General features: G+C 57.1%; 27 protein-coding genes and 2 pseudogenes. 22 read left to right on the top strand and 7 right to left on the bottom strand.

All coding sequences use genetic code 11. The features are described 5' to 3' along the window. Positions 1 to 5 precede the first annotated feature (5 nt). From WJM78_RS07115 to WJM78_RS07095, 5 genes are all read left to right on the top strand, one after another. On the top strand, positions 6 to 752 hold the full coding sequence (locus WJM78_RS07115; protein WP_339014738.1) for a substrate-binding periplasmic protein: 747 nt from the start codon (positions 6 to 8) through the stop codon (positions 750 to 752). A 113-nt stretch (positions 753 to 865) separates the two neighbouring features. Beyond that, positions 866 to 1,612 carry a substrate-binding periplasmic protein gene (locus tag WJM78_RS07110; protein WP_339014735.1) on the top strand — a complete coding sequence of 249 codons (747 nt, stop codon included), beginning with the start codon at positions 866 to 868 and terminating at the stop codon, positions 1,610 to 1,612. A gap of 1,182 nt (positions 1,613 to 2,794) precedes the next feature. Further along, positions 2,795 to 4,219: a 3'-5' exonuclease gene (locus WJM78_RS07105; RefSeq protein ID WP_339014732.1), complete on the top strand. Its 1,425-nt coding sequence runs from the start codon at positions 2,795 to 2,797 to the stop codon at positions 4,217 to 4,219. After that, complete coding sequence (locus tag WJM78_RS07100; RefSeq protein ID WP_339014729.1) at positions 4,219 to 4,848, top strand: DarT ssDNA thymidine ADP-ribosyltransferase family protein; 630 nt, start codon at positions 4,219 to 4,221, stop codon at positions 4,846 to 4,848. Before WJM78_RS07105 ends, WJM78_RS07100 begins: the two co-directional genes overlap by 1 nt. 10 nt (positions 4,849 to 4,858) lie before the next feature. Beyond that, positions 4,859 to 6,547, top strand: coding sequence for an ADP-ribosylglycohydrolase family protein (locus WJM78_RS07095; RefSeq protein WP_339014726.1), 1,689 nt, complete (start codon positions 4,859 to 4,861; stop codon positions 6,545 to 6,547). A gap of 207 nt (positions 6,548 to 6,754) precedes the next feature. On the opposite strand, the gene cysS is transcribed toward WJM78_RS07095, so the two are convergent. Continuing rightward, complete coding sequence (gene cysS, locus WJM78_RS07090; protein WP_339014723.1) at positions 6,755 to 8,131, bottom strand: cysteine--tRNA ligase; 1,377 nt, start codon at positions 8,129 to 8,131, stop codon at positions 6,755 to 6,757. A 226-nt stretch (positions 8,132 to 8,357) separates the two neighbouring features. Between cysS and WJM78_RS07085 the strand changes: the two genes are divergently transcribed. Genes WJM78_RS07085 through lpxH form a run of 3 tightly spaced genes read left to right on the top strand, consistent with a single transcriptional unit; the run spans position 8,358 to position 10,259 of the window. Further along, on the top strand, positions 8,358 to 8,855 hold the full coding sequence (locus tag WJM78_RS07085) for a peptidylprolyl isomerase (protein ID WP_042034542.1): 498 nt from the start codon (positions 8,358 to 8,360) through the stop codon (positions 8,853 to 8,855). Further along, on the top strand, positions 8,845 to 9,525 hold the full coding sequence (locus WJM78_RS07080) for a DUF4269 domain-containing protein (RefSeq protein WP_339014720.1): 681 nt from the start codon (positions 8,845 to 8,847) through the stop codon (positions 9,523 to 9,525). Before WJM78_RS07085 ends, WJM78_RS07080 begins: the two co-directional genes overlap by 11 nt. Then, on the top strand, positions 9,522 to 10,259 hold the full coding sequence (lpxH, locus tag WJM78_RS07075) for a UDP-2,3-diacylglucosamine diphosphatase (protein ID WP_339014717.1): 738 nt from the start codon (positions 9,522 to 9,524) through the stop codon (positions 10,257 to 10,259). Before WJM78_RS07080 ends, lpxH begins: the two co-directional genes overlap by 4 nt. Positions 10,260 to 10,357: 98 nt before the next feature. Here the strand turns inward: lpxH and nrfD are convergent, their stop codons facing one another. The 4 genes and pseudogenes from nrfD to pdsA form a co-directional block, all read right to left on the bottom strand. Beyond that, positions 10,358 to 11,311 (bottom strand): cytochrome c nitrite reductase subunit NrfD, encoded by a 954-nt coding sequence (gene nrfD / locus WJM78_RS07070; RefSeq protein WP_339014714.1) that lies wholly within the window; start codon positions 11,309 to 11,311, stop codon positions 10,358 to 10,360. Positions 11,312 to 11,356: 45 nt separating this feature from the next. Beyond that, positions 11,357 to 12,025, bottom strand: a complete 669-nt coding sequence (locus WJM78_RS07065) for a 4Fe-4S dicluster domain-containing protein (protein WP_339014711.1) — start codon at positions 12,023 to 12,025, stop codon at positions 11,357 to 11,359. Next, positions 12,022 to 12,654, bottom strand: a complete 633-nt coding sequence (netB, locus tag WJM78_RS07060) for an Nrf-like electron transfer protein NetB (protein WP_108538000.1) — start codon at positions 12,652 to 12,654, stop codon at positions 12,022 to 12,024. Before netB ends, WJM78_RS07065 begins: the two co-directional genes overlap by 4 nt. A gap of 160 nt (positions 12,655 to 12,814) precedes the next feature. Then, positions 12,815 to 13,363, bottom strand: a pseudogene (pdsA, locus tag WJM78_RS07055) (periplasmic diheme shuttle PdsA); the annotation flags it as partial. Here pdsA and WJM78_RS07050 point away from each other — a divergent pair. From WJM78_RS07050 to WJM78_RS07010, 9 genes and pseudogenes are all read left to right on the top strand, one after another. Beyond that, positions 13,321 to 14,754: an OmcA/MtrC family decaheme c-type cytochrome gene (locus WJM78_RS07050; RefSeq protein ID WP_422388437.1), complete on the top strand. Its 1,434-nt coding sequence runs from the start codon at positions 13,321 to 13,323 to the stop codon at positions 14,752 to 14,754. The pseudogene pdsA and the gene WJM78_RS07050 sit on opposite strands and share 43 nt — an antisense overlap. Before the next feature lie 53 nt (positions 14,755 to 14,807). After that, the gene (locus tag WJM78_RS07045; RefSeq protein ID WP_287147615.1) at positions 14,808 to 15,782 is read left to right on the top strand and encodes a DmsE family decaheme c-type cytochrome; all 975 of its coding nucleotides are present in this window, start codon (positions 14,808 to 14,810) and stop codon (positions 15,780 to 15,782) included. An 11-nt stretch (positions 15,783 to 15,793) separates the two neighbouring features. Beyond that, the gene (locus tag WJM78_RS07040; RefSeq protein ID WP_339014701.1) at positions 15,794 to 17,785 is read left to right on the top strand and encodes an MtrB/PioB family decaheme-associated outer membrane protein; all 1,992 of its coding nucleotides are present in this window, start codon (positions 15,794 to 15,796) and stop codon (positions 17,783 to 17,785) included. A gap of 419 nt (positions 17,786 to 18,204) precedes the next feature. After that, positions 18,205 to 18,381: a DUF3606 domain-containing protein gene (locus tag WJM78_RS07035; RefSeq protein ID WP_080741165.1), complete on the top strand. Its 177-nt coding sequence runs from the start codon at positions 18,205 to 18,207 to the stop codon at positions 18,379 to 18,381. A 674-nt stretch (positions 18,382 to 19,055) separates the two neighbouring features. Then, positions 19,056 to 19,460: an MbcA/ParS/Xre antitoxin family protein gene (locus WJM78_RS07030; protein WP_042034553.1), complete on the top strand. Its 405-nt coding sequence runs from the start codon at positions 19,056 to 19,058 to the stop codon at positions 19,458 to 19,460. Then, positions 19,460 to 20,149 (top strand): RES family NAD+ phosphorylase, encoded by a 690-nt coding sequence (locus WJM78_RS07025; protein WP_339014696.1) that lies wholly within the window; start codon positions 19,460 to 19,462, stop codon positions 20,147 to 20,149. Before WJM78_RS07030 ends, WJM78_RS07025 begins: the two co-directional genes overlap by 1 nt. 12 nt (positions 20,150 to 20,161) lie before the next feature. Next, complete coding sequence (locus tag WJM78_RS07020; protein ID WP_339014693.1) at positions 20,162 to 20,710, top strand: hypothetical protein; 549 nt, start codon at positions 20,162 to 20,164, stop codon at positions 20,708 to 20,710. Between the two features lie 158 nt (positions 20,711 to 20,868). Continuing rightward, positions 20,869 to 21,165: a putative quinol monooxygenase gene (locus WJM78_RS07015; RefSeq protein WP_339014690.1), complete on the top strand. Its 297-nt coding sequence runs from the start codon at positions 20,869 to 20,871 to the stop codon at positions 21,163 to 21,165. Between the two features lie 220 nt (positions 21,166 to 21,385). After that, positions 21,386 to 21,925, top strand: a pseudogene (locus WJM78_RS07010) (aminotransferase class I/II-fold pyridoxal phosphate-dependent enzyme); the annotation flags it as partial. Between the two features lie 50 nt (positions 21,926 to 21,975). On the opposite strand, the gene WJM78_RS07005 reads toward WJM78_RS07010, so the two are convergent. Both WJM78_RS07005 and WJM78_RS07000 read right to left on the bottom strand, forming a co-directional pair. Further along, positions 21,976 to 22,434, bottom strand: coding sequence for an N-acetyltransferase (locus tag WJM78_RS07005; RefSeq protein ID WP_339015786.1), 459 nt, complete (start codon positions 22,432 to 22,434; stop codon positions 21,976 to 21,978). Positions 22,435 to 22,632: 198 nt separating this feature from the next. Further along, the gene (locus WJM78_RS07000; protein WP_212513267.1) at positions 22,633 to 23,283 is read right to left on the bottom strand and encodes a tellurite resistance TerB family protein; all 651 of its coding nucleotides are present in this window, start codon (positions 23,281 to 23,283) and stop codon (positions 22,633 to 22,635) included. 202 nt (positions 23,284 to 23,485) lie between these two features. On the opposite strand from WJM78_RS07000, the gene WJM78_RS06995 reads away from it, so the two are divergent. The 5 genes from WJM78_RS06995 to WJM78_RS06975 all read left to right on the top strand — a co-directional run bounded on the left by WJM78_RS06995 (position 23,486) and on the right by WJM78_RS06975 (position 25,743). Further along, the gene (locus tag WJM78_RS06995; RefSeq protein WP_042034564.1) at positions 23,486 to 23,956 is read left to right on the top strand and encodes an acyl-CoA thioesterase; all 471 of its coding nucleotides are present in this window, start codon (positions 23,486 to 23,488) and stop codon (positions 23,954 to 23,956) included. Positions 23,957 to 24,040: 84 nt separating this feature from the next. Further along, positions 24,041 to 24,196, top strand: coding sequence for a pleiotropic regulatory protein RsmS (rsmS, locus tag WJM78_RS06990; protein WP_287147824.1), 156 nt, complete (start codon positions 24,041 to 24,043; stop codon positions 24,194 to 24,196). 107 nt (positions 24,197 to 24,303) lie between these two features. After that, positions 24,304 to 24,456 (top strand): hypothetical protein, encoded by a 153-nt coding sequence (locus tag WJM78_RS06985; RefSeq protein WP_422388436.1) that lies wholly within the window; start codon positions 24,304 to 24,306, stop codon positions 24,454 to 24,456. An 88-nt stretch (positions 24,457 to 24,544) separates the two neighbouring features. Beyond that, on the top strand, positions 24,545 to 25,357 hold the full coding sequence (locus tag WJM78_RS06980) for an MFS transporter (protein WP_339014686.1): 813 nt from the start codon (positions 24,545 to 24,547) through the stop codon (positions 25,355 to 25,357). Beyond that, complete coding sequence (locus WJM78_RS06975; RefSeq protein WP_339014683.1) at positions 25,354 to 25,743, top strand: hypothetical protein; 390 nt, start codon at positions 25,354 to 25,356, stop codon at positions 25,741 to 25,743. Before WJM78_RS06980 ends, WJM78_RS06975 begins: the two co-directional genes overlap by 4 nt. Positions 25,744 to 25,762: the final 19 nt, after the last annotated feature.

Here is a 25,762-nt window from a genome sequence, read left to right as displayed (position 1 = left end):
GGCTCATGAGGATAAAGTTGTGCTGTTATCTGCTGTTGATGTCGTGCCTTGGTTCCGCACAGGCAGATCTGGCCAAGCTGGAGTACCTGACCGAGGAGTCCCCCCCCTACAACTTCAGCGATGAGGCCGGTCAGCCCAGCGGGCTGGCGGTCGAGTTGCTGCAGATGGTCTGGCAGCGCAGCGGCACCCCTGCCCAGCCCATTCGCATCCTGCCCTGGGCGCGAGGCTACTACCTGCTGACCCACAAACCCAATGTGGTGCTCTTCTCCATCGCCCGCACCGACACCCGCGCCCCCCAGTTCAAGTGGGCCTGCCCCATCGACGACTCCGAATACATACTGTTGGCCCACAAGCAGCGCCCCATCAGCCTGACCGCCCCCGAGCAGATGAACGCCTACCTGATCAGCGCCGTGCGGGCCGATGCCTCCGCACAGTTGCTGCTCAACCGGGGCATGGATGAATCGCGCATCATACCGGCCAAGCGGCTGAGCCAGGCGCTGCGCATGCTGGTCGCGGGCCGCACCGATCTGCTGGCCACCAGCAAGCTGGCCGGTTATGACGCCATCGACGAGCTCAAGCTCAACCCCGATGATTTCAATGTGGCCCTGGTGCTGGATGCCGAAGCGCTCTGCTACGCCTTCAGCCATCAGGTGGATGACAGCGTGGTCAAGCAGTTCCAGCACGCCCTGACCGGGGCGCTGGCCTCGCCGGAGTTTCAGCGCCTGCGGCTCAAATACCTCTCTCCCCCTTGAATCCAGCGCGACCTGGCGACCCATCCCCCTGATGCCCGCGCCGATCCGATTGGCGAATAATCATGCTTTGGTAACACTTGAGGGTGAAGGAACACCCCATCAGGATGGCCAAGATGAAACAATGGATTGGAATCGCCGCGCTCATGGTTACCGCCATCACCCAGGCCAGCCCTGGACTTGGCAAGCTGCACTACCTCACCGAAGAGTACAAACCCTACAACTTCGCCAACGAAGCCGGCGCCCCCACCGGCCTCGCCGTCGAGCTGCTGCATCAGGTGTGGCAAAAGACCCACACCCCGGCCCAGACCATCACCATCATGCCCTGGGCACGGGGCTACTACCTGCTGACCCAAAAACCCAATGTGGTGCTCTTCTCCACCGCCCGTACCGGGGCGCGGGATCCGCTGTTCAAGTGGGCCTGCCCCATCGGCTATGCCGAGATTGTGTTGATGGGGTTGGCCAAGCACCCGCTCACCCTCACCAAGCTGGAGGATGCCCAGCAGTACAACATAGGGGCGGTGCGCGCCGACGTGGGGGAACAGCTGCTGCTCAACAACGGCTTTGACGAGCAGAAAATCATGGCCGCCAACCGCCTGCCACAGGCGCTCAAGATGCTCACCTCGGGCCGGGTCGATCTTGTCTCAACCAACAAGACCACCCTGATGGATCTCATCGCCACCCAGCAGCTGGATCCCGCCCAGTTCAAGGTGGCCTGGACGCTGAGCTCGGAGCAGTTCTGCTTCGCCTTCAGCCACCCGATCAGCGACGAGCTGGTCAAGGAGTTCCAGACCGGCTTGACCCAGGTGCTGGCCAGCAGCGAATTCCAGCAGATCCAGCACAAGTACTTCCCCGCCCGCTAGGCGAACCCATCATGCGGGGCCCATGGGGCCCCGTGTGATGTCTGGTGTCGCCATGGCATCACGCCAGCCCTCTCGCCAACGCGCTACCCAGACCCGCCCTCCCCGCCTCGACAGCCTTAGGGCCAGCCCGCATCACGCCCACCGGCCTTGCCCCCTGATCTGCGTGGCCAAGATCCCCCTGCCGGGGCCATGCGGCCCGCCACCACCCCGCGCCCCCGCCAGATCGGCGCCGAAACCTTGCGCTGGCGCAAAAAACCATTCAATTCTGACACTTGCGTCACTAAATCAATGGAATTTCATGGATCGGGCCGAAATGGCTCCGTAAAATAACCACGGTGCCTGTTGGCCCCCTTCTCGTGATCAATGGTCAACGGCGCAATGTGGCAGCGACAGTCAGGGGCGGTAGCAACTTTTGCGCAGTCCAGCCGGACTCCCGCCCCTGCGCCGTGACCCGAGGGTTGCACCCTCGACGGGCGTTCCAGTCGCCACCTCGGGGCTGTGCCCACGCCCCCTAACGGGGGGCAGCACGTAGGGTGCAATAAGCGGAGCGCATTGCACCGCGCAACAGTCCCCTCTCACCTTGCGGGAGAAAGGTAGGGTGCCAATAAGCGAAGCGCATTGCACCGGCAACTTATTGGCATGGCTTCGCCATGCAGGACACGAGGGCGCTGCCCTCGACGGGGTTTCGCCGCCGCTGCGCGGCTTGGCGAGTGACTTTTCTTTGCGTGGCCAAAGAAAAGTCACCAAAAGAAAGGCCACCCCACTTGTTCGCCCTCCTGTGTCGGGTTCCCTCGGTTCAGGCAAAAGGTCTGGCGGAACGACGCAGACGGTACATCCCTGTACCGCCTGCGTCTGCGCCGTCGTCCATGACGGCGCTCCTGACCTTGTGCCCTCACCTCGGCGAACAACAGGGGGCAACACCCAACTCGTAGCCCCGAGGTCAGGTTGTCGTCCCAATACAACAAAGAAATCTACTTAGTCGCATAAGCGAAACTGTTTATCTGAATGCAGCTGCAAGCCCCACGCAGCCCTAACGGGGAGTGGCCTTATATTAAATGGTAGATAGTTAACTATTGAGTCAAAAAAACATATTTACAGGATGCCTGATTACCTTTTACCAATCGTACATGCGCCTCTTAAATTAACTATTTACATAATTAGTTATCAATGAAGGAGAATAGATTGAAAACATTAAATCATATCACCCCAACAGCAGAGCAACTTACTCTAATCACCCTTCCTCGGCCAGGAGTAAGGATAATAAGAGGTGCAGCAGGAAGTGGTAAAACAACAACGTCAATATTAATGATGAAAATGTCTCTAGGTTACCTATCTGATTATTATAAAGCAAGAGACCCCAATCATAACATTAACGCTATCGTTTTCGGTTTCAACAAAACATTAACTGGTTACGTGAAAAATCTTGTAGATGACACAACGAAAGAGGTCGCGGACACAAGGCCCAATATATTCGTATCCACTCTAAGTAAGTATTTTTATCAAAATACACCATTTAAAAATCATGAGATAATAAGCCCTGAAGACAGAAAGTATAGAAACCTAATACAACGTTTAAGTTCAAACATCCTCCTCGACTTGGAATTTATCATCGATGAGATTGAATATTTAATGGGAAAATTACCATACAAACATTTTGAAAGCTATATAGATATAGAGCGGGTTGGGAGAGGTAATAAACCCAGAGTAGACAAAACTCTACGCCGAAAAATACTAGATGAAATTGTATATCCTTACCATGAGTACAAGAAGAGCAACAACATTGTAGATTGGAATGACATCGCCGTTTATTTAAGTGAAAATAAGGTTGATGATATAGATATTGCGGTAATTGATGAAGCTCAGGATTTTTCAGCAAACCAATTACGTGCAATATTAAATCAGTGCTCTAATACGGCATTTATTACTATTGTTTTAGATGGGGCACAGAAAATTTACAACAGAGGTTTTACATGGAATGAGGTTGGAATTAAAAATGCCTCATACGCACGCCTAGAACACAATTATAGAAACACCTATGAAATAGCTGACTTTGCACTTAGCCTATTAAATGCATCGAACATTTCCTACGATGAAGATTCTACACTGCCGAATATTAAAGAAATAACTCGCCATGGTGAAAAACCGCTTCTAATTGAAGGCTCATTTTCCAATCAAATAGATTGGATTGTTGGGTTCATCAAAAGAAGAGTAGATCTTAAAAATCAAACCGTTGGTTTTCTACATCCAAAGGGTGGTCGTTGGTTTAGTTATTTAGAAGAACAACTTAAAAATAACAATCTAGATTATGAAGTAATTTCCCGTAGAGACGAAATCCTGGATAATGGCGTTAATATAGCACTATCTACTATTCATTCAGCCAAAGGCTTGGAATTTGACTTTGTTTTTATAGTCGGAGTTGAAGATCGTCACTTTATATTTGGAGAAGCTGACGTTGAAGACTCAAACTATCCAACAGCATTAAAGCTGTTAGCAATGGCTATCACCAGAGCTAGAGAATTTGCCGTAATCACATACAAAGATGCAAGTAAGCCAGCATTTCTTAATCTTTTTCATTCAAAAACATATAACTTGATTAGGGTTCTATAATGAATGTTAGCGATGCAATCAAAAAACGAGATATCACTGAGGTTGTTCACTTTACAACTAACTCCGGACTATTAGGCATGTTGGTAAGTAATGGCATTCTTCCAAATGCACAATTAAAAGAAGAACAAACATTATCCTTCATATTTGAACAAAATTCAGAGTCTAGAAAAGAGCGTGATAAAAAATGGCTTAACTACGTTAACCTATCAATATCTAAACCGAATTATGATTTTTTGTCATACTCAAAATACAGACGGCAACATCAAGATATTTTCTGGGTACTACTTTCAATATCACCAGAAATATTGACACATGAGAATGTCTATTTTACAACCACAAATAATATTTACCCCTCATGTGTAAGAAACACAGGTTATGAGGCATTTGAGCGAATGTTTGCTGAAAAAATAACGGGTAAATATCAGAGTGATGTCATAAGGAAAGTAAATTCGCCCACAAATCAAACAACCTGCGAACAGGCAGAAGTGTTGTATCCGGGTGTAATCCCAATGTCATATGTGAATAAAATATACGTTTGTTGTGATGATGATAGATTCTCAGTTGCAGGGCAACTGTCATTTTTTGAAAAAATTGATATAATCGTTGACCCTAGCATCTTTGAAAGATAGGAACTCAGTCATGTCACATAATCAACTAGGTAAAGTTAAAAACTCAGCACTCTGGGCTGCATACGGTGATGCTATGGGCTTCATGACTGAGTTGGCTAATAATGCAAGAACTGTTGAGGCTCGAATTGGGACTCGAAGAGTAACCCGTCTGGTTGAGTGGAAAAGGTTAATTGGTGGTAGATTTGGAGCCGAGGTAACACTACCTATTGGTGCATATTCTGATGATACACAACTGAGGCTTGCAACCTCTCGTTCTATCACTAACAATGGAACTTTTGATTTACATACTTTTTCTAAAATTGAAATCCCTGTATGGCAAAGTTATGCCTTGGGTGCAGGTATTGGCTCTAAGGTTGCGGCAAATTTTTTAAGTAAACGTAATAACCTCTGGTTTAATAATATATACAAGACAGAGAAAGCAGACTACTTTGAAGCGGGTGGCAATGGGGCATGCATGCGTATTCAACCACATGTTTGGTCTTCGGCCACCCCCAATATACCATCAAGTTTCTTAGATGATGTAATTAAAAATAGCTTAACAACTCATGGCCATCCTAGAGCAATTGCTGGGTCTGTTTTTCATGCCTTATCTTTGGCATATACAATCACTCATAACAGTACACCATCGATTGATGATATGAAAGAGTTTAGTGGCCATATTATCGACATTCCAAATTACATATTAAAAGATCCTAATTTGGACTTTGTTTGGTCTGCTCATAGTAGAAAAAGTGAGTTGCATAATAAATACATAGAAGTACATAAAGAAGCTCTCAATATAATTGATAATGTAGAATTTTGGCTTCAAGGAAATGATCGCTCTTACAGAAATTTATCCAATATATTGCATTTAGATAATCCAGCCATAAGAGGCTCTGGGATACTGACATCCGTTGCAGCATCAGCTGTTTCCCTCTTATATCCAGATAAAGACTCTCACAATATTATTCTCGATATTGTGAATGAACTTGGCACAGATACTGATTCTATCGCCACTATGGCCGGAGCTATGCTGGGAATTTTAAATAATTCAGCCCCTCCACAGAGTGTTCAAGACGAAACGTATATTATAAATGAAGCAAATAGACTTGTTTCTATTTCAGAGAAAAAACCTGCTGACAACTTTAATTATTATGATGCTTTGAATTGGAAGTCACCAAACTCACCATTAGATTATATAACTATTAACACTACAAAAAATAAACTAGAACTATACCCCTTTGGTACTCTTGATATTATCTCTGAAGAATTCCCTATTCGAGGAGATCAAAACAATAACTATCATTATCAGTGGGCTAAATCTACTTTCGGTCAAAGCTATTTAGTAAAAAAACGCAGTTCTAACTATATGGCATCAGCGTTAAGCCAAAACAATCCGAACGATGCTAATGATGCATACCTTACATCGAGAACTACATATAAGGCTCATGCTCAAAATATTACCCAATATGAAATACCACTAAGTACAGATGACTCAATCATTACTACAAGTAGTAATGATTTTATAAAAAAAGACGATGATATCAACCTTGATAAATTAACTCATGAGGCATTAAGCTCAAACTTCAATCCTGAGGTAATTGGCAAACATATTCTTATGATTGCAGATTCCACACTAGGTACTAATGGTGTTATTGGGTACGCAGCAATAATTTCTAAAGCAAGAGTAATAAGAAGAGAAAAAAATATTCGTAGTTAGAATAAAAGCCGCAGTCATAAACTGCGGCTTTTATTGATCTAATTGTACACCGATGCCAAATTCAATTTCCCCTCTCCCCCCAAGGGCGAGGGGATCAGACCGAAGAATACCGAGGCGTCACAGCAGGCCACAAACAAAAACCGCAGCCTTTTGAAGGCTGCGGTTTTTTATTGGGTCAACCTGTTGGCAGCAACAGGGCAACGGCCCTTACGCACGGCGCCAGCTGGTTTTGCCGGCGCTGTCTTCCAGCACGATACCCATCTCGGTGAGACGGGCTCTGGCGGCGTCGGCGGCGGCCCAGTTCTTGTCGGCGCGGGCCTGATTGCGCTGGGCGATCAGCTGCTCGATTTCGGCCACTTCGTCATCGGCGTCATTGCCCTTGAGGAAGGCGTCCGGGTCTTGCTGCAGGATGCCGAGCACGGCGCCCAGCTCGCGCAGACGGGCACCCAGGCCTGCGGCCACGCTCATGTCTTCGGCCTTCTGGCGGTTGATCTCGCGCACCAGATCGAACAGGGCGGAGTAGGCTTCCGGGGTGTTGAAGTCGTCGTCCATCGCCTCTTTAAAGCGAGCCACCTGCTCGTCACCACCGGCAGCAGGGGCCAGCGGCAGGTCGCGCAGGGCGGTGTACATCCGCTCCAGCGCGGTGCGGGCTTGTTTCAAGTTATCTTCCGAGTAGTTGAGCTGGCTGCGATAGTGGCCGGACATCAGGAAGTAACGCACGCTCTCGGCATCGTAGTGAGCCAAGACATCGCGGATGGTGAAGAAGTTGCCAAGGGATTTGGACATCTTCTCTTTATCCACCATCACCATGCCGCTGTGCATCCAGGTGTTGACGTAGTCGCCACCGTGGGCGCAGCAGGACTGGGCAATTTCGTTCTCGTGGTGCGGGAACTGCAGATCGGAACCGCCGCCGTGGATGTCGAAGTGGTTGCCAAGGTGCTTGGAGTTCATGGCGGAGCACTCGATGTGCCAGCCAGGACGACCCGGGCCCCAGGGGCTTTCCCAGGTCGGCTCGCCGGGCTTGGACATCTTCCACAGCACGAAGTCGAGCGGGTTGCGCTTGGCATCCACCACGCCGACCCGGGCACCGGCTTGCAGCTGCTCCAGATCCTGACCCGAGAGCTTGCCGTAGTCGGCGTAGGAGTCGACGATGAACATGACGTCGCCGTTGTCGGCCACGTAGGCGTGATCCTTGGCGATCAGGCTCTCAACCAGTTCGATGATTTCACTGATGTGCTGGGTGGCGCGGGGCTCGACGTCCGGGCGCACCATACCGAGGGCATCAAAATCCTGGTGCATGTCGCCGATCAGGCGCTCGGTGAGATCGTCACAGGTGACGCCGGTCTCGGCGGCGCGCTTGATGATCTTGTCATCCACGTCGGTGACGTTGCGCACGTAGTTGAGCTGATAACCGCTGTAACGCAGGTAACGGGCCACCACGTCGAAGGCGACGAAGGTGCGACCGTGGCCGATATGACAGTGATCGTAGATAGTGACGCCACACACATACATGCCCACCTTGCCCGGGTGGATAGGTTTGAATTCTTCTTTTTGACGAGTGAGTGTGTTGTATATCTTCAGCATCTTATGACCACTGCCTGTGAGTAAAATGGCCTGCCATTCTACCCGCATCCGGTGGAGAAAACGAGGCAGAAAACAGGGCGGATCCGGCCTCACAGCCATGTCAGCGCTATGCCAGACGACCACTATGGGCTAGAATTGCCACCACTTTATGCCATAGCCCCTGCAACAAGCTGCGAGCCGCTTATCTGCCCGCGCAACTTTTGCCCAAAGAATGAAAGGACATATCATGGTTACTCTGCACACCAATCACGGCGACATCACTCTGACCCTGAACGCGGAAAAAGCCCCGGAAACCGTGGCCAACTTCCTGCAATACTGCCGTGACGGTCACTACGACAACACCATCTTCCACCGCGTCATCGACGGCTTCATGATCCAGGGCGGCGGCTATGCCCCTGGCTTTGAAGAGAAAGAGACCCGCGCCTCCATCAAGAACGAAGCGGCCAACGGTCTGTCCAACAAGGTCGGCACCATCGCCATGGCCCGCACCATGGAGCCGCACTCTGCCAGCGCCCAGTTCTTCATCAACGTAAGCAACAACGACTTCCTCGATTTCAAATCCGCCACCACCCAGGGCTTCGGCTACTGCGTATTCGGTGAAGTGACTGCGGGCATGGACGTGGTCAACAAGATCAAGGGCGTCAAGACCGGTAACGCCGGCCGCATGCACCAGGATGTACCGGTAGAGGACGTGGTGATCACCAAGGTGACCCTTGCTGACTGATCTCTGCCTTCTGCGAGATGAACTGACTGCGGCCCCGGCCGCAGTTTTTCCATCTGCACTTGCCACGGGCCCGAACTGGCGCCGCCTCGACTATCTGGCTCACGGCAACGAGCGCCAGCGCGCGGCCCATGCCCTGCTGACCGGCACGCCCCTGTGGCGCGAGTTGCAAAGCCGGTGTCTGGACGTGGCGCTGGTGAGCACCCTGGCCATCGGGCTCGACCGGCCCGGCAGCGATCTCGATATCCTCTGCCAGCATGAAACGCCCGCCATACTGGCCGCCCAATTGGCCGAACTGGGTTGGCAACGCCGCGCCCTGGGCAGCGACATCTGGCTGCTGGAGCAGACCCTGACCGACGCCGATGGCCGCAGCTGGCCCATCGAGCTCTATGTCACCCCGGCGAGGGTCGAGACCCTCAACGGCTGGCGCCACCTCAGCCTGATGGCCGCCCTGATCGAGCATTTTGGTCACCCCTTTTACCGCACCCTGCTCGCCCTGCGCCTGCAGCAAGGGCTGAAAGGGGAAGCGGCCATCTGCCGCCTGCTGAAATTGTCCGGCGATCCCTATCAGGCGCTGTTGACCCTGGAAGGCCGCAACCTTGACCAGTTTGACTGGCACCCTCACCCTATGACCCATACAGCCAGAATCGGGGCACCTCGCACGCCATCATGAGCACCCTCTTTATCAGTGACATTCACCTGTGCAGCGATCGGCCCGACATGACGGCCGCGCTGGTGCACTTTCTGGAGCACGACGCACCCGGTGCCGACGCCCTCTATGTACTGGGGGATCTGTTTGAATTCTGGATTGGCGACGACGATCCCAATCCGCTCCTCCAGCAGATCGCCGAGGCCTTTGCGGCCCTGAGCCAACAGCAGGTGCCCCTCTATTTCATTCACGGCAACCGCGACTTTATGCTGGGCCAGCAGTTTGCCAAGCGGGCTGGCATGACCCTGCTCGGCGACCCTTGCGTCATCGAGCTCTATGGGGAGCGGGTGTTGCTGAGCCACGGCGATCTGCTCTGCACCCGGGATGAGGGATATCAGAAATATCGCCGCATCACCCAGTTCAAGTGGCTGCGCTGGCTGTTCTTGCGGTTGCCACTGACCCGCCGTCAGGCCATCGCCCACAAGATCCGTGGCCAAAGCCGGATGGAGAAAACTGTCAAACGCCAGACCATCATGGATGTGACGCCACAGGCGGTGGACGAGATGCTGCGCCAGCACGGCTGCCGAACCATGATCCACGGCCACACCCACAGGCCCGCCATCCACGACTTCACGCTCGACGGTCAACCCGCCCGCCGCATCGTGCTGGGGGACTGGTTCGAGCAGGGATCCGTGCTGGTGTGCCGCCCCGGCGAGCAACACCTCGAAGTGCGGGCCCTGCAAGGGGCCAGTGACTGAGCGGTCGCTGGCGAACAACCGCGACGCACGGCCATGAAAAAGGCGGGATCATCCCGCCTTTTTGCTTTTTCTCTGGCGCCAAGGCAGAGCCGAGCGCGTTACATCACCGTCATCTGACCGGCATAGAGGATGAAGTAACGCAGCAGCAATATGCCCACCAGACTCAGGCTGCAGATCAGCGCCAACCGGGCAGGCTGGTGCGCCCGCGCCTTAGCGCCAAACAGCCCCAGCAACTGGGGCAGCACTATGCCAAGGCCTATCACCCCGAACCAGAACACCTGGGACCAGAAACCGCCGCCAAGCGCCGCCCACATGGCTGCCTCGCGCTGACCACCACCGAAGTAGAGGCCGGTGAAGAAACAGACCAGCAGGAAGATCTCGATGGCGACGATGGGCCGCTCGAACCTGTGCACGAAACTCACCCCCTGGCTGTGGCCATCCTCCCGAAACAGGGTCACCGCCAGCAAGATGGTGGAGGCGATGCCCGAGCTGATGCCGGATACCAGAAACAGTGCAGGCAGGATGGGATTGTTGAGCATGGGGTAGGTCTTGAGGGCCGAGAGCAGGAAGCCGGTGTAGGCCCCGAGCAACACCGCCAGCAGTAACAGCAAGGGGCTGAGCAGCCGTTCAAGCTGCGCCAGCTTGCCAATCAGGGTGTCGATAAAGGCGAACTTGTCCCCTAGCCACTGCCGACGCAGCGCCCCGATCTCGGCCCTGAACACCACGGCCAGCCAGGCGAACAACACCGCCATATAGACCTGAAACAGCATGACCCCCATCGACATGACGGAGTCGAACTGGTAGTGGAACATCAGCTTCCAGAAGGTCCAGGGACGGGCCAGGTGGAAGATAAGGATCAAGAGCCCCAGGATCACGCTGAGCGGCGCCAGTATGGCGGTGGCCCTGATGATACCACTCTCGCTGCCGGCCCCCTGGCGCCGCAGCAGCACCGACAGGGTGGTCGACCCCGCCGAGATGCCAAGCAGGAACAGGTAGATGGCGATGGGGCCGTCCCACACCAGCGAGTCGAAGTGAAATGCGTCATGCCACATGGTGCATACCTCCCATCAGACAGAGACCATCAGACCGATGTGCGCTCATGATGCCACCTCCCCTTTGGGCACCCGGTACATCTTGGGCGAGGTGCCGAGGAACCGTTTGTAGCGATAGGTGGTCTCCTGCACCAACCGCCTGGCGATGGGACTTTGGGGGTCATCCAGATTGCCGAACACCAGCGCCTTGGTGGGGCATGCCTCCACGCAGGCAGGCTGCTTGCCATTGGCCAGATTGGTCTTGCGGCAAAAATCGCACTTGTCGGCGACGCGGGTCACCGGGTTGATAAAACGCACCTGATAGGGGCAGGCCGCGAGGCAATAGCGACAGCCGACGCAGAGATCGGGATTGATGTCGACGATGCCATCCTCGGCCCGGATATGGGAGGCGCCAGTCGGGCAGACATGCACGCAGGGGGCATTGTCACAGTGCTGGCAGGATTTGCGAAAGAAGCGGTACGCCTGATCCGGATACTCCCCCACGGGGCCACTGCGCAGGATCTCCAGCCGGGAGACCTCTGGTGGCACCTGATTGACCTCGCGGCAGGCATCCATGCAGGCGGTGCAGCCGATGCAGGCCGTCTCGTCGTGGATCATGCCGTAGCGTACCCCCTCTATGGTCATGCTGTTGGCGAGGGCGCGGGGCGAACCTGTCATCAGGATCAAGGCGCTGGCACTCATCCCCACCATAAACTCGCGACGGGTCGTGCTCATGCGCCCTCCTTGACGGCAGCTTGCTGCTTGGCCTCATGCTGCTTGCTGTGGCAGTCGACGCACAGCTTGATGCGGGACTTTTCGGGAATGCCGACCATGGGCTCCTTGGCCGGGTGCAGCTGGTGGCAACTGGTGCAGCTCACCCGGGTGGCGTGCACGTCGTGGGCCCATAATGCCTTGCGCAGATCGTCCGGCTCATGGCAACTCATGCAGACACCGTTCTGCTGGCTGAGGGGAAACGCCTCGTCACCAAAACGCATCACATCGACCATGCCGCCGCGCTGTTTACGGTGATCGGCCGACGCATTGCCGTGACAGTTGGTGCAGGTGACCGCCTCATTGGTGTTGGGGTTGGTGACGCTGCCGTGCTTGCCGTGCATCCCCTCCTCCCCATCGTGACACTTGTCGCACTTGGCAAAGCGGGCAGCCGCTTTTCTGGCGGCGGCCTTTTTCTTCTCCGCCTTGGCCTGACGTTCGGCCAGGGTTGACTGATCGGCTGGTGCGGCGGTGGATGAGGCCTGGGTGTGGGTGGTCGGGGTATCGGTCGCCGGGGCCACCTCGGCCCTGGCAAACTGGGTTGTGCCCAGGCAGAGGCTGCCGAGCAGCAGCCACTTAATGACAGCGTTCATAAAAACTCCGGATCAGGGACACCCGGCGGGTGTCATCTCCCCCAGTGCGCAAAAAAGGAGCGGATAGCAGCGCCTTTGACGGTCATGACCGGGTAGCAGGAGCACACCCCACCGGCGGGCGGCGAGGTGGCTGCGTCAATGGGAGCGGGTGCGGCGGCGGTTACTGCTGGCTTGCGTAATACTCGGCCAGCGCCTTGAGGTCTGCATCGCTCATGGCGATGAGCGGCTTGTTCATCTTCTCGTCGTTGCTGCGCTTGCCGGCCTTGAACTCCTGCAGTGCAGTCAGCAGGTAGCCCTTGGGCTGACCGGCGAGGATGGAGGCTTCATCTTCCGCCACAGAGCCCCCTTCCGAGTGGCACTTCTTGCAACCGGACTCTTCGTGCAGCTTCTGCCCGGCCTTGGCCAGCGCCGCATCGAATGGCTGCTTCATCGGCTGGTAGGGCAGCTCGGCATAATGGGCCGCCAGCTCGTCGATCTGATCGTCGCTAAGGCCCTTAACTATGTCGGTCATGTTCCCCTGCTTGCTGGTATCACCGGTGACATGATTAACGGTCTTGGCAGGGCGCCCATCCAGGTAGCTGCGCAGCTGCTCGCTGAGGTTGGCCTCTGCCAGTCCGGCGATAGTCGGGATGTCATTATGGGTGCTGATCCCCTGACTTCCATGACATGCATTACATGTTTCCACCAACGCAGCCATGCTGGCATGTGCACAAGCTGCACGGCAATCTGGACCAGAAAGACACCAAACTGGTGAGCCACTTCCCGCAGGATCCGCGCAACTGCGACACCTGCCACAAGGAGGTCACCCCGACCACGCCGAACGCCAACAACTGGCAACACGCCCAGGAGAAACCCTGCGGTGCCTGCCATGCGGACTCCACCACGGAGACCGGTTACGTCAGCCACATCAACGGCAAGATCAAGAGCGGCGCCCTCTGTACCCAGTGCCATGCGGAAGAGCCAGGCAACACCAAGTCCCCCAGCAGCGTGCACATGGGCTATCTCGCCAATGAAGCCGCCGGTCGCGACAAGCTGGTGTTCACATTCGATGACGTCAGATACGCGGCGCCCAACATCGAGGTCGAGCTGACCGTGACCGCCGATGGCAGCCCGGCCCAGACCTTGGACGAGGTGCTCAAATACATCAAGTACGGCGATCTGGCCAAGGCCCCTTACATCCTGGTCAACTGGGATCAGGGCAGCGGCTTCGAGCTGGCTTATACCAACCCGCAAACGTTCGTCACCGGCAACAAGATTGACTTCACCCAGTGCGAAAGCCAGGGTGGTGGCCGCTTCCTGTGCCGCAAAGAGGTGGGCAACGAGGTCACCGGCACCCTGGCGGCCACGGTCGCCGAGTTGCAGGTGTGCGTGGCCCGCAAGACGGATCGCAACGGCGCCTTCGCCGCCGGGGATCTGCTCCCCTGCAGCAGCACCGCCAGCGCCCTCTCCTACGTGACCATCAACCCGGCCAAGGCCTACTTCCGGGTCGAAGGCTGGGTCGACAGCCGCTATGTGCTCAAGGCGGGCGCGGATCTGACCTCCTGCAACGGTTGTCACAAGGATCTGGCGGTCCACACCGAGGGGAACGCGGGCTCGGCCCACGCCTCCAAGGACTTTGCCCAGTGCACCAGCTGTCACAACGCCACCCGCAGCGCCTTCTACGCGGGCGTGCCGGGTGATCTCAAGTACCACGTGCACTCCTTCCACGCCTACGGTTCCCACCGCAGCGGGGATGCCACCTTCCCGGGCAAGCTGAACAACTGCGAGTCCTGCCACACCAAGGCGCAATACAACCTGCCCAACCAGCAGAACGAGCGCCCCTCCCTGGTGAGCACCACGGCAGACAACAAGCAGCCCAAGTTCTTCAGCCCGATGCTGGTGGTCTGTGCCAGCTGCCACCTCAAGTCGCCGCTGGGTCTGGTCAAACCGGACAACCCGGTCGCCGGGGACGAGTGGGCAACCCACATGAAGAACAACGGCGCCATCTTTGGTGCAGAAACGATAGAGGCCGCCACCGGGGTTGAACAGTGCGCGTCTTGCCATGCCGTCGGGCATGAGCAGGGCGTCGACAAGGTTCACAAGGTGTATGACTTCCGTTGAAACCATCAGGCCAGGGGACTTGCCCCTGGCCCTTTGCCGTTGAAGGACACGATATGAAAATAACCACCCCGCAGTGGCTCCTCGCGGGTTTGCTGGCACTCGGTTGCCTGCCTGTCTGGGCCAAGAGTGATGCCCAGCCGGCAGCGGCCGATGCCGATCCCCGTCTGCAGATCGAGGCGACCCTCGACCAGAAATTCGATCAGGGAAAATACTCCCCCAAGGGCGCCGATACCTGCCTCAAGTGTCACGACGCCGATTCGCGCAAGCCCGCGACCGGCATCTTCCACAATGTGCACGGCAACCTGGGCAACCAGAATGGCCCCATGGCAGACAAGCAGTGCGAAGCCTGTCATGGCCCCGCTGGCAACCACCCCCGCGCCCCCCGCAAGGGCCAACAGCGGGAACCCATGATCACCTTCGGCCCCGATTCACCGGTACCGGTGGAGAAGCAAAACAGCGTCTGCCTCTCCTGCCATACCGACGCCAAGCGGATGGGCTGGCATGCCAGCGCCCACGCGGTGGAGGATCTCTCCTGCACCAGTTGCCACGCGTTGCATCAGGCCAAGGATCCGGTGATGGACAGCAAGCGGCAGGTCGAGACCTGTACCAGCTGCCATGCCCAGCAGAAAGCCGATCTGCACAAGCGCACCAGCCACCCCATTCTCAATGGCGAACTGCCCTGCTCCAGCTGTCACAACCCGCACCAGTCGCAGAACGAGGCCAGCCTGAAGCAGCCCAGCCTCAACGAGAGCTGTTACGAGTGCCATGCCGAGAAACGGGGCCCCTTCCTGTGGGAACACGAGCCGGTGACCGAGGATTGCTCCCTCTGCCACAGCCCGCACGGTTCCATCAACCAGGCGCTGCTCAACAAGCGGGTGCCGCAGCTGTGTCAGGAGTGCCACAGCGTGCCCCATGCCAACGTCTCCATCCCTGAGGGGGATCTCAAGGTGCGTGGCGGCAGTTGCCTGAATTGTCATAACCAGATCCACGGGACCAACCACCCCAATGGTCAATCCCTGCGACGCTGAGGAGAGAAGTCATGAAATATTCAACACTTTGGCTCTCCCTGCTGGCGGTCTGTTCGGCCCAGGCGGCCGAGGCGCCGCTGGCAGTCGGGGATTACTCCCTGCAACAGGCCAAGCCGGCCAAGACTGAACGCTGGAGTTGCAAGTCATGCGAGCGCGACAGCGGCTGGTTTGGCGAGGTGGGGCTGGGGGCCGGCTATGCCAACGATGACGGCGCCCCCCGCTTTCGCAACTGGGTACCCAGCCCGCAGGAGAGCGGCATGCTCGGCATATTCAACGCCGATCTGCAATACCGGGGAGAAGGCTCCCGCTACGGCTCCCTCGAGGCAAAAAACCTCGGCATGGAGCGCTTCAGCCTGGCGCTGGAGCAGGGTCACTATGATGGCGTTCGCGCCAGGATGGGCTACTCGGAGTCCCCCTTTTACTGGAACAGCCATGGGCGCAGCGTCTATCGACCGGGGGACAGCCCGCTGACCCAGGGCCAGCTGGCCGAATTTGACAAGGAGGTGGTGCGCAAGAAGCTGGCCGCTGGGCTCGCCTATACGCCAAAGAGCCCGTGGCGCCCCTATGCCGATTTTTCTCATGAGAAAAAAGAGGCCACCCTCGCCTACTACCAGCCGACCGTGCCCGGGGTCGGCGGCGTGCCCGGCCTCTTGCCCAAGCCCGTCGACGATACCTCGACCACCCTGGTCAAGAGCGGCGTCAGTTATCTGGGCGAAGGTTGGCTGGTCGATCTCGCCTACAACGGCTCCCTCTACCGCACCGATGACACCGCCCTCTATTACGGCAGCGTCACCGACCCTTACGCCAACGAACGCGCCTATGAACCGGACAACAACTTCCACCAGTTGAGCCTCTCCGGCCAGTACAACTGGGACAGGCAGAGCCTGACTGGCCGCGTCCTCAGCAGCCAGGCCACCTCCAACGGCAGCCTGACCGCCTTTCGCAATGCCCCCGTCACTCAGGATGACTTCCACGGCGAGATCAGCACCTTCCAGGCCGATGCCAAATGGGTGGGCCGCGTTGGCCGGGATCTCACCCTGCGGGCCGGTGGGGAGTATCGGGATCGCAAGGACAAGTCAGACGAATACGCCGTGATCGGCAAGCCGCGCAGCAAGCGTGATCATACCCGCAGCAAGGCGGATCTGGAGGCCGACTACAGGCTCAGCCGCGCGGTCAAGCTCACCACCGGTTACCAGTACAAGGCCGATCAGCGCGAACAGGCCGACCGGCAGGACACCGACGAGCACACCCTGTTCGTCAAGGGACGCTACCGCCCGGCCGGCCCGCTGCAACTGGGCGGCAAACTCGCCTGGGGCACCCGCAACGGCTCTGACTGGCGTCACGACAACGCTGGCGGCAACGGCAGCCCGACCCTGCGCCAATTCTATCTGGCGGATAAGGACAGGGTGGAGCTCAGAACCGATCTCGGCTACCAGTTCAGCGAGGGGCGGGATGCCAGCCTGGAAGGCTGGTGGGCCAAGGATGATTACAAGGAGCCGGACATAGGGCGCAGCGAGGGCGAGGACTATGGCCTCGACCTCACCCTCAACCAGCAGTTTGACGACAACCTGAGCGGCCATCTGTTCAGCAACCTGCAGTGGATCACATCAAAGCAGAACCACGCCTACACAGGCGCGCCGGACTGGGATCCCTACCGCACGGCGGTGCGCGACGAGATCACCACCCTGGGGTTGGGACTGACCCAGAAGAAGGCGTTTGACCGGGATCTGGAGCTGGGGCTCGACTACAGCTTCGCCTATGGTCGCGGCAAGACGGACGCCAGCAAGGGCTATAACTACCCCGACCTCACCAGCAAGCAGCACCGGCTGGAAGGTTATGCCCTCTATCAGCTCACCCGGCAGCACTCGCTGCGCTGGGATGTGCGCTACGAATACTTCCAGGATGTGGATTACCTCTACACCGGCGAAGAGCGCAACCTCGGCAATTTGAACCAGGACTACAACGGCTACTTCACCGCCGTCTCCTGGCTCTACAAGTTCTGACCGCTGTGCAGTAAACCCAAGGGGAGCCTGGCTCCCCTTTCTCTTGCCTGATAAAGGGGTCCATCCTCGCCGCCCCGCCCTGAGGCGCGCTGTTTTGGCCACGGGGACTGCGGGCGCAAGCCTACCCTGACCATCAAGATGATCGGGGTATTCGGAATGCTGGGAATGCCCGGAATGCCCGGAATGCCCGGAATGCCCGGAATGGATGACCCCATCAGCAACCTGATCTGACAACCGCTTTGTGTGCAATGCGCATCATCCAGCCACAGGGTCCGATGATTCGGGTCGTGAGCGGCCTTGTTTCACCCGCTACCTGCATTGTGTGAGCCCCATCACCACGCCCACGACCGATATGGAGGAACATGAGCACAGAGTCAGGACCGCTGTCTCGCCAACCATTTCAACAAGTTGAGGTTCCTATGCCTGACAACAATACCATCGCCCATCCCCTCGATGCCAAAAGCATCAACGTCAACGACCCCTATGAGATGAAGCTGTGGATCAAGACCTTCGAGTGCACCGAAGTACAGCTGAAAAGGGCGGTGAAAGCCGTCGGCACCTCGGGCAAGGCCATCAGAAAGCACCTCAAGAAATAGACACCCAGCTCCGGGTAACCATCACCTGACAACAAGCCCCCCCGCGCGAAACCCGCGCTTTGCGGCGGGCCGCAATGCCGCTGATAACGGCCTCTTCCGCTGCTATCTCAAAGGCATGGGCAGGCGCTGGCTACCCGCGCCGAGTGCTCCCCAATGAGCCAGATTGGATGCCAGATGGCCAGCCACCAGCCGAACAGGCAGGAACGGATGAATACGTGATCCCGGCCAATGACCAGGCCTGGCCGATGTGGGTCCAACTCTGCGGCAAGGTCTACCGAACCAGTTTCAGACCAAAGCCAACCGTCCCACGGTGTCGGTGCACTCAGCTGATGGCCGACCGGTTGGCCGCCGGGCTCACCACCGTGGTCATCTACCAGCGCAGCGCCATCAGGTACGCCGTCACAGGCCGCACCCTCGTTATCGCTCCGGGCAGCATTACCGACCCGCTGCCGAACAGCCCAACCCAAGGTACCAGCCTGCACTGCATCAGGTAGTGTCTGACAACAAAGCGTTTTTACGTGACCTAAAACAAGAGCATTAATGTTCATATCCACTCACACTTGTACATGTGTGTATGCATGTGTACATGCATGCACATTTCTTCTACACTAAACTCAAGTTAACATTTCACGCGCCAGACAGCAGTCTGGCGCTGATTACATTAAGGAGGAGATATGGCCAATACAGCACGAAAAGCCCTGAAAAATGGCGCCATTGACCCCAGCAAGGCACTGCCTGTGGTATTCCGTATTCTGGATAAGTGGCAATGCAATACGGATGAACAGCTGAAGCTTCTTGGCATCTCATCTCGTTCAACATTGAACAAATACAAGGAATCAAGCGGTGGGATCCGCCTGACCGTGGATATGCAAGAACGGATGAGCTACATCCTCAATATCCACAAGTGTCTGAGGATGTTGTTCAGTGCCGACGACAGCATCTACGGCTGGGTGCGTAAACCCAACAGCCACCCCTTCTTTGCCGGGCGCAGCGCGATGGACATTATGAACGCTGGCCGCGTGGCTGATTTGTATGAGGTCGCCACCCGCCTGCATGCCTGGCGCGGGGGAATGGCCTGATGCAAGAGCCGCCACTGATTGAACTCAAGGGGGATCGAGCCTATCGGATCATTCCAAGCCGCTACCCCACCATCGATCTCTATGAAGACGTGGCCAATGCGGACGAACTGGAGGCCGTCTGGGCCATCGAGTCACTGACCAATGATCGGTTGAATGAAGCGGCGGGAGATCTGTCGTTGGTACCGAAAGAGGATTGGTTGGTGGGGCTGAATGGCAGCAGCTATGTGATGGCAGCCTTCACCCATATCAACCCGGAAGGGGCCAGATTCACCACTGGCGATTTCGGCGGGTATTACTGTGCGCCCCTACTCGATACCGCCATCAAAGAGACGGTCTATCACCAGGAGCGGATGTTCAGCTACACCAACGAACCCGCTCAGAAAGTACAGATGCGGGTGCTCTATACCGAGTTCAACGCCAATCTGGTCGATATCACCAGCGCGGAATTTCTCTCCACCCCGCTTTATCACGCAACCAGCTATGGTCAATCCCAAGCTTTCGCCCAAGAGCAGAAAACCAAGGGGATGGACGGTATCCACTACCGTTCTGTGCGCCACAGCGGTCATAACTGCCATGTGCTCTATCGCCCCCGCCTGGTCACCAAGATCCACCAAGCCCAGCATCTGGAATACCACTGGAATGGCAGTGCCATCGCCAATGTATTGGAGATCAAGCTTTATGGGGAATAAGCTTTCGTCTTATTGATAATAAGTTCTAAGACAACTCTTGTAGAATCAACCATTGCCAAAAAAAGCAGCCCGAGAAATATATCCATTCAGCTTGATGAAACCCAGTGCTCTTCTCGGCAAGGCCGCTCAGCCTCAGAGGCCAATCAAGATGACTCCTACATATCCATTGCTATGGATGCAGAGAACAAGCCTTTGACTCAGAACGCCATCACTAAAACGGCTTCTGGATTCAACTACGGATGGTATACCAAGTGTGCCGGCTTGGCGGTTGGCGGCGGCATCATAAGCTGTCAGATTGATGCAGAAGCGGCAAACTACAACTATCTGACGTTCACCGGTGAAGGTGGGGGCCTTGGATATGGCTATATAGAAGGTGTATGGACATCGATTTATCCTAAAGATCAACTGCGTGGGCGCTCTGGCACCTTCCGATACGCGTCCTTCCTGTATTCATCTATCACCATGAAAGATAAAAATGCATCAAGTGACCACAGCTGGTTCAAGGGGGGCGGTATGACAGTTGGTTTCTTTGGTGGCAATGCCAGAATTAATCCTAGATAAGACTAAGAACCGTATAAGGCAATAGTGGGTTCCAGCACTATTGCCTTTATTTACTCCCATTATTGCTATTCCCCTCAATACTGTTTTGCGACCAGCGCCCTGTTTTCAGCAAGTAGCGACAGGCATACTGACCCTTCTTTTTTGCCAAGGAGGTTCAGATGTCATCACCCGTGATTGTGATTGCCCAGCTTGAAGCCAAGCCAGAATGTGCCGAGCTGTTTCGCGCCGCCCTTGAGCCGCTGATGGCGGCCACCCGGCAAGAGGCCGGTTGCCAGCGTTATCAGCTGCATCAGGATCGGGACAATCCCCACAGCTGGATGCTGCACGAGGAGTGGGAGAGCGGTTCCGCCCTCACCGCCCACCAGCAGCAGCCCCACTTCATCGACTTTATCGCCAGAGCCGAGCCTTGGCTTGCCAGCAGCAATATTCGCCGCTATCAACCGCTGGATGCCTGATCTGCCCTTGTGCCACTTGCCGCCGTGCAGCCCTGCATGGCGCAAGCTTGTCCCCACTCTTGAACAACACGCCTCCCTAACTCTTTGCCGCATAAAAACAAGTGGCCCATGCCGTTAATGCAAGTCAGTTAAGAGCATGTGAGCCCCCAACTGCGAGGTATAAGGGCCGCTCATCTCTTTTCACGCCCTGTTATTTTGCCTGTTGCGCAAGTCGGCCAGAGGCGATAGCCTGCTCTGCAGCTCGTTTTCAAAGTGCCTGGCACCGGGCTTTCGGGTCGGCTGGGTGGTGGCGGGGCCCCATGCCGAACGCATCCAGCGGCTGCAACTGATGTCGACCCTCTCCACCAATGTTCCGAGCCAGCTGGCACTGGCCCAGATGCTGCTCAACGGCGGCGTGGATGCCCACTTTCGCCGTCTGCGCCACACCCTGGCACAGCGCCAGCAGCAGATGCGGGCGGCCCTGCTGCGCCTCTTCCCGGATGAGGTGCGCATCTCCACCCCCGATGGCGGCTACTTCCTCTGGCTGGAGTTTGACACCCGCCTCGACAGCCGCGCCCTGCACGCCAAGGCCCTTGCCAGTGGTTTTTCAGTGGCCCCCGGCGCGCTTTTTTCCAGCCAGGGGCAACACAACCACTGCCTGCGTCTCAACAGCTCCCATCCCTGGAGCCCGCAGCTGGAGCAGGCGCTCGCCCGACTGGCACAGCTTGTCCACCAGCAGCTCGGCACGAGCCGGACAGACGAAAACAACCAGGCCCCGTGACGGGGCCTGGTTGATCGTAAAGAGGTGCAGGCCAGCCCTGCGACAGGGGGCTATCTGGCATAAATTTCAGACTGGCGTTGAAAGCCAAGGGATTGGTAAAGCGACTTGGCTCTCTCATTGAAGGACATGACTTCCAACCGGATCTGACAGGCATCACGGGCCTTGGCCCAGTCGTCGCAATGGGCAATCAAGGCCTTGCCTATGCCTCGGGATCTGTGGTGTTCGTCAACCACCACTGAGCCGATACGGCAGATGGGAAGTCTGGTGAGAAAGGGGATGGCTTCATTGATGTCTATTCTGGCGGTCAGAAAACCCACCACATCGGCATCCAGCACGGCGACACAAAACAGTCGCCCTTCGCTGCCGATGGCATTGAGCAGAAAATCCCGCTCCTGCGGTGATGGCGGACAAAACACCTCGGGGGCATGCTCAAAGTGGATCAAGCCTATCTGTCGATTCAGCTCGAGAATGGCGTCGATATCCTGCCCGGTTGCCGTGCGTATCTCCAACATGTGCTCCTTGCTCTGGTGCTTGCTAACAGGTGGGCACGTCCATCCTCTTTGGGATGGGCGAAAAGCCCATCATTATGGGAGTCAGCGGCAATTGCAAGGGTCAATCGTATCCACTTGTGGCCGAGTGTGAGCCTCACAGCGGGCAACAACAACGCCCCGTGACGGGGCGTTATGACCATTCCCGCTACCACAGCGTCAGCTCGGGGATCCCAGCTGGGCCACCTGCCGCTCGATACTCACCTTGAGGTTGTCATCGAGTTTCAAGGCCCGTGCCAGCTCATCCAGATAGCCGCGCTCCATGAAGTGATCCACATCGATGGCGAGCAGGGAGGCGAGGTAGACCTCGGTGGCCTGCTCCATGTCGGTCACCTCCCGAGCCAGCGCCTGCGGATCGAGGGGACGGGCCAGCTCGGCGTCAATCCAGCGCGCCGCATCGCTTTGGCCCTGCTCGGTCAGGTAATCCTGGACCTTCTGGCGCTCGGCCGCGTCGATGTGGCCGTCGGCCCGGGCCGCCGCCACCATGGCGCGCACCAGCAGGGTGGCGCGCGCATCCAGCGCCTGCCCCTGCAGGGTATCGAGGGGCTGGGTGGGTTGCGTGGCTCCGCTCTGCTGGGCCTGCCAATCCTGATAAAGCTTGTAGGCGAGGCCACCGAGGGCCGCCGCCCCGCCTACCGCCGCCACCTTGCCGCCATACTTGCGCACCTTCTTGTTGCCAAGCAGCAAGGCCATGGCACCGGCGGCCAGGCCGCCCTGCGCCATGCCCTTCATCTGCGACTTGCGGCTGTCGCCGCCTTCGTTGAGCCAGCCTTTGCCAGCGCCCAACAACTGATCCAGCATCTGTTTCATCATGACTCCTCGCAATGGAATCCCCATGCTCGCGCCACGTTTATGAACCAAGAGTGAATGCCTGCCCAATATCGCGCCGGGTCCTGTGCATCTTGTCTTTATTCACGGTATACCTGACATACATGCGGGCCTGCTTCTCGGGCCAGCCAGGGCGCCGGTAAGCCCACCGGCCCCGCGACTATTGTCAGGAAAAGGAGAGTGTATGACCCCACCCCGCGAACTGACCCTGCAGTTTCTGGCCGAACCCGCCGACGTCAACTTCGGCGGCAAGGTACACGGCGGCATGGTGATGAAGTGGATCGATCAGGCGGGTTACGCCTGCGCCGCCGGCTGGTGCAGCGGCTATGCGGTCACTGTCTACGTGGGGGGCATTCGCTTTCTGCGCCCCATCCAGATAGGCCAGTTGGTGGAGGTTCACGCCCAGGTGATCCACACCGGCACCACCAGCATGCACCTGGCAGTGGATGTCTACAGCCGCCATCCGGCCAGCCGGGAGCGCCACAAGACCACCCATTGCATCATCATCTTCGTGGCCATGGACGAGACAGGCACACCGACCCCTGTGCCCCAGTGGCAACCGGTGAGCGAGAGTGATCGGCAGTTACAGCTCTACGCCAAAAAGCTGATGGCCCTGCGCGAGGAGATCGACAAGGAGATGCGCCAGCACCTCTGAGCCCTCCATCACCCGTGACACAGAGCCGGTCCCTATCCGGGTGCGGCTCTGTATAATGGCATTTTCCCCATTACGGAGTCTGTCATGTCACTGGAAAATGCCCCGCCCGAGGTCAAGCTCGCGGTGGATCTTATCGAGCTGCTGGAAAGCAACCGGATCGATCCGGCACTTGCCCTGGCGGCGCTGGCCATCGTCTCTGAGGACTATCAACGCAAGCTGAAAGAAGGTAAAGATCACTGAGCACGGCAGCACTGCCGCCCCACACAGCAAGTGCCATAGCAGATCCTATCCGTTTCGAAACCGAGCGAGCATGCCTATGGCGTCATCTGCGGCGTGAGTGCCACGGAATGCGAATATATCTGTACGGTGGACGTCGCTGCGCTGGCGGTGCGGCCCAAGACGCCGAGCGCGATGGCGCAGCCTTTGACCCCTACACAGACCACGACGAGGTCGAGCTCTGGCTCGCCGTGCTGCCAGGCCATGGGCCGAGTCCCCGCTGACCGCCGGGCAAGACTTAAACCAGATGGGGAGCTGACTCGGCCTGCGGGCAGTGCAATGATATCGCCCCCTCATTGCCCGAGCGTTGTTATGGATAACCAGGATTGCATCGACCAGGCCGGTCTCTGGAGCCTCTCCGCCCGCATCATGACGCTGGCCTGCCTCATCGTATTCATGGCCCAGATGGCTACCACCGTTTATCTCCCCTCCCTGCCCGTTGTGATGACGGATCTCGCCATAACCCGCCTGGAGGCTGAACTCTCTATCTCCTTGTTCGTTATTGGGGCCGCCCTACCGTTGTTGTTTTGGGGCGCGGCCGCCGATCGCTACGGCCGTCGGCTGCCCCTCGCCCTATCACTGCTGCTGTTTGTCGGCCTCAGCCTGCTGCTGGCTACCACCAGCCAAGGGCCGCTGCTGCTGATCCTGCGAACACTGCAAGGGGTGGCCGCCGGGGGGGCCACCATCATTGCCCGCATTCTGGTGCGGGATCACTGGCAGGGAGATGAGCTGGCGCGCCGCCTCTCGGTACTCTCCATCGCCTTCATCACGGCTCTCGGCGGTGGTCAGTGGATAGGCGGTATCATCAGCCGTTATGCCCACTGGCAGTTGGGATTCGTACTGATGGCCGGGGTCGGTGTTCTGGCACTGGCGCTGATGAACAGCCTGCCGCTGCAAGGCCCCAATCCAGCAGCAACAGGCGGTGGCATGTGGTCACGTTATACCAGCCTGCTGCGTCGCCCCGGTTTTCTCTGGCCAGCCTTCGCTGGCGGGCTCGGCTTTGCCATCACGGTCACCCTGCAAGAGGTAAGCCCCTTCGTGCTACAACAAGGATTCGGGCTTGAGTCACCACCTTCGGAACCCTGGGGTTACTCATCGGGGTCGCCTATTTTGCTGGTGCCATGACGGTTAACAGGCGGGTCGCCCGAGTGGGTAGCCGCCAACTGATGCATCAGGGGGCCGCCCTCATTCTGTTGGCCGCGGGCGGGATGTTGTTACTCTGGACCTTGGGCGCATTGCAGGGCAGCAGCGGACTGGTGGCCATGATGGCTTGCTACTGCCTCATCATCTTCGGTCAGGCGGTGCTCTTTCCCAACAGCATGGCGCTGGCAGTGAGTGATGGCAGGGAGCACGGCGCCTACGCCATGGCCCTGTGCGGTTTCTTGCAACAGAGCGTGGCTGGGGTTGCTGCCGCCGGAGCGACTCTGGTAAGCCATCACGGAGCCTGGGCCCCGCTCATTTTCACTCTGGCCATCATCACCCTGCTCATCGTGAAGGGCAAGGTGCGCTAGCGCTTGACTCGACCCGCTC

The sequence above is a fragment of the Aeromonas popoffii genome, assembly GCF_037818705.1.
In the GTDB taxonomy this organism is placed as follows: Bacteria; Pseudomonadota; Gammaproteobacteria; order Enterobacterales; family Aeromonadaceae; genus Aeromonas; species Aeromonas popoffii.
This window is presented reverse-complemented; position numbering and strand designations above follow the sequence as displayed.

Bases quoted from the DNA above. Each gene is read 5' to 3' on its own strand.
- WJM78_RS07115 (WP_339014738.1), top strand. From the start codon at position 6: ATGAGGATAAAGTTGTGCTGTTATCTGCTGTTGATGTCGTGCCTTGGT.
- WJM78_RS07110 (WP_339014735.1), top strand. From the start codon at position 866: ATGAAACAATGGATTGGAATCGCCGCGCTCATGGTTACCGCCATCACC.
- WJM78_RS07100 (WP_339014729.1), top strand. From the start codon at position 4,219: ATGAATGTTAGCGATGCAATCAAAAAACGAGATATCACTGAGGTTGTT.
- WJM78_RS07095 (WP_339014726.1), top strand. From the start codon at position 4,859: ATGTCACATAATCAACTAGGTAAAGTTAAAAACTCAGCACTCTGGGCT.
- cysS (WP_339014723.1), bottom strand. From the start codon at position 8,131: ATGCTGAAGATATACAACACACTCACTCGTCAAAAAGAAGAATTCAAA.
- WJM78_RS07085 (WP_042034542.1), top strand. From the start codon at position 8,358: ATGGTTACTCTGCACACCAATCACGGCGACATCACTCTGACCCTGAAC.
- lpxH (WP_339014717.1), top strand. From the start codon at position 9,522: ATGAGCACCCTCTTTATCAGTGACATTCACCTGTGCAGCGATCGGCCC.
- nrfD (WP_339014714.1), bottom strand. From the start codon at position 11,311: ATGTGGCATGACGCATTTCACTTCGACTCGCTGGTGTGGGACGGCCCC.
- WJM78_RS07065 (WP_339014711.1), bottom strand. From the start codon at position 12,025: ATGAGCACGACCCGTCGCGAGTTTATGGTGGGGATGAGTGCCAGCGCC.
- netB (WP_108538000.1), bottom strand. From the start codon at position 12,654: ATGAACGCTGTCATTAAGTGGCTGCTGCTCGGCAGCCTCTGCCTGGGC.
- WJM78_RS07050 (WP_422388437.1), top strand. From the start codon at position 13,321: ATGCATTACATGTTTCCACCAACGCAGCCATGCTGGCATGTGCACAAG.
- WJM78_RS07045 (WP_287147615.1), top strand. From the start codon at position 14,808: ATGAAAATAACCACCCCGCAGTGGCTCCTCGCGGGTTTGCTGGCACTC.
- WJM78_RS07040 (WP_339014701.1), top strand. From the start codon at position 15,794: ATGAAATATTCAACACTTTGGCTCTCCCTGCTGGCGGTCTGTTCGGCC.
- WJM78_RS07035 (WP_080741165.1), top strand. From the start codon at position 18,205: ATGCCTGACAACAATACCATCGCCCATCCCCTCGATGCCAAAAGCATC.
- WJM78_RS07030 (WP_042034553.1), top strand. From the start codon at position 19,056: ATGGCCAATACAGCACGAAAAGCCCTGAAAAATGGCGCCATTGACCCC.
- WJM78_RS07025 (WP_339014696.1), top strand. From the start codon at position 19,460: ATGCAAGAGCCGCCACTGATTGAACTCAAGGGGGATCGAGCCTATCGG.
- WJM78_RS07015 (WP_339014690.1), top strand. From the start codon at position 20,869: ATGTCATCACCCGTGATTGTGATTGCCCAGCTTGAAGCCAAGCCAGAA.
- WJM78_RS07000 (WP_212513267.1), bottom strand. From the start codon at position 23,283: ATGAAACAGATGCTGGATCAGTTGTTGGGCGCTGGCAAAGGCTGGCTC.
- WJM78_RS06995 (WP_042034564.1), top strand. From the start codon at position 23,486: ATGACCCCACCCCGCGAACTGACCCTGCAGTTTCTGGCCGAACCCGCC.
- rsmS (WP_287147824.1), top strand. From the start codon at position 24,041: ATGTCACTGGAAAATGCCCCGCCCGAGGTCAAGCTCGCGGTGGATCTT.
- WJM78_RS06985 (WP_422388436.1), top strand. From the start codon at position 24,304: ATGCGAATATATCTGTACGGTGGACGTCGCTGCGCTGGCGGTGCGGCC.
- WJM78_RS06980 (WP_339014686.1), top strand. From the start codon at position 24,545: ATGGATAACCAGGATTGCATCGACCAGGCCGGTCTCTGGAGCCTCTCC.
- WJM78_RS06975 (WP_339014683.1), top strand. From the start codon at position 25,354: ATGACGGTTAACAGGCGGGTCGCCCGAGTGGGTAGCCGCCAACTGATG.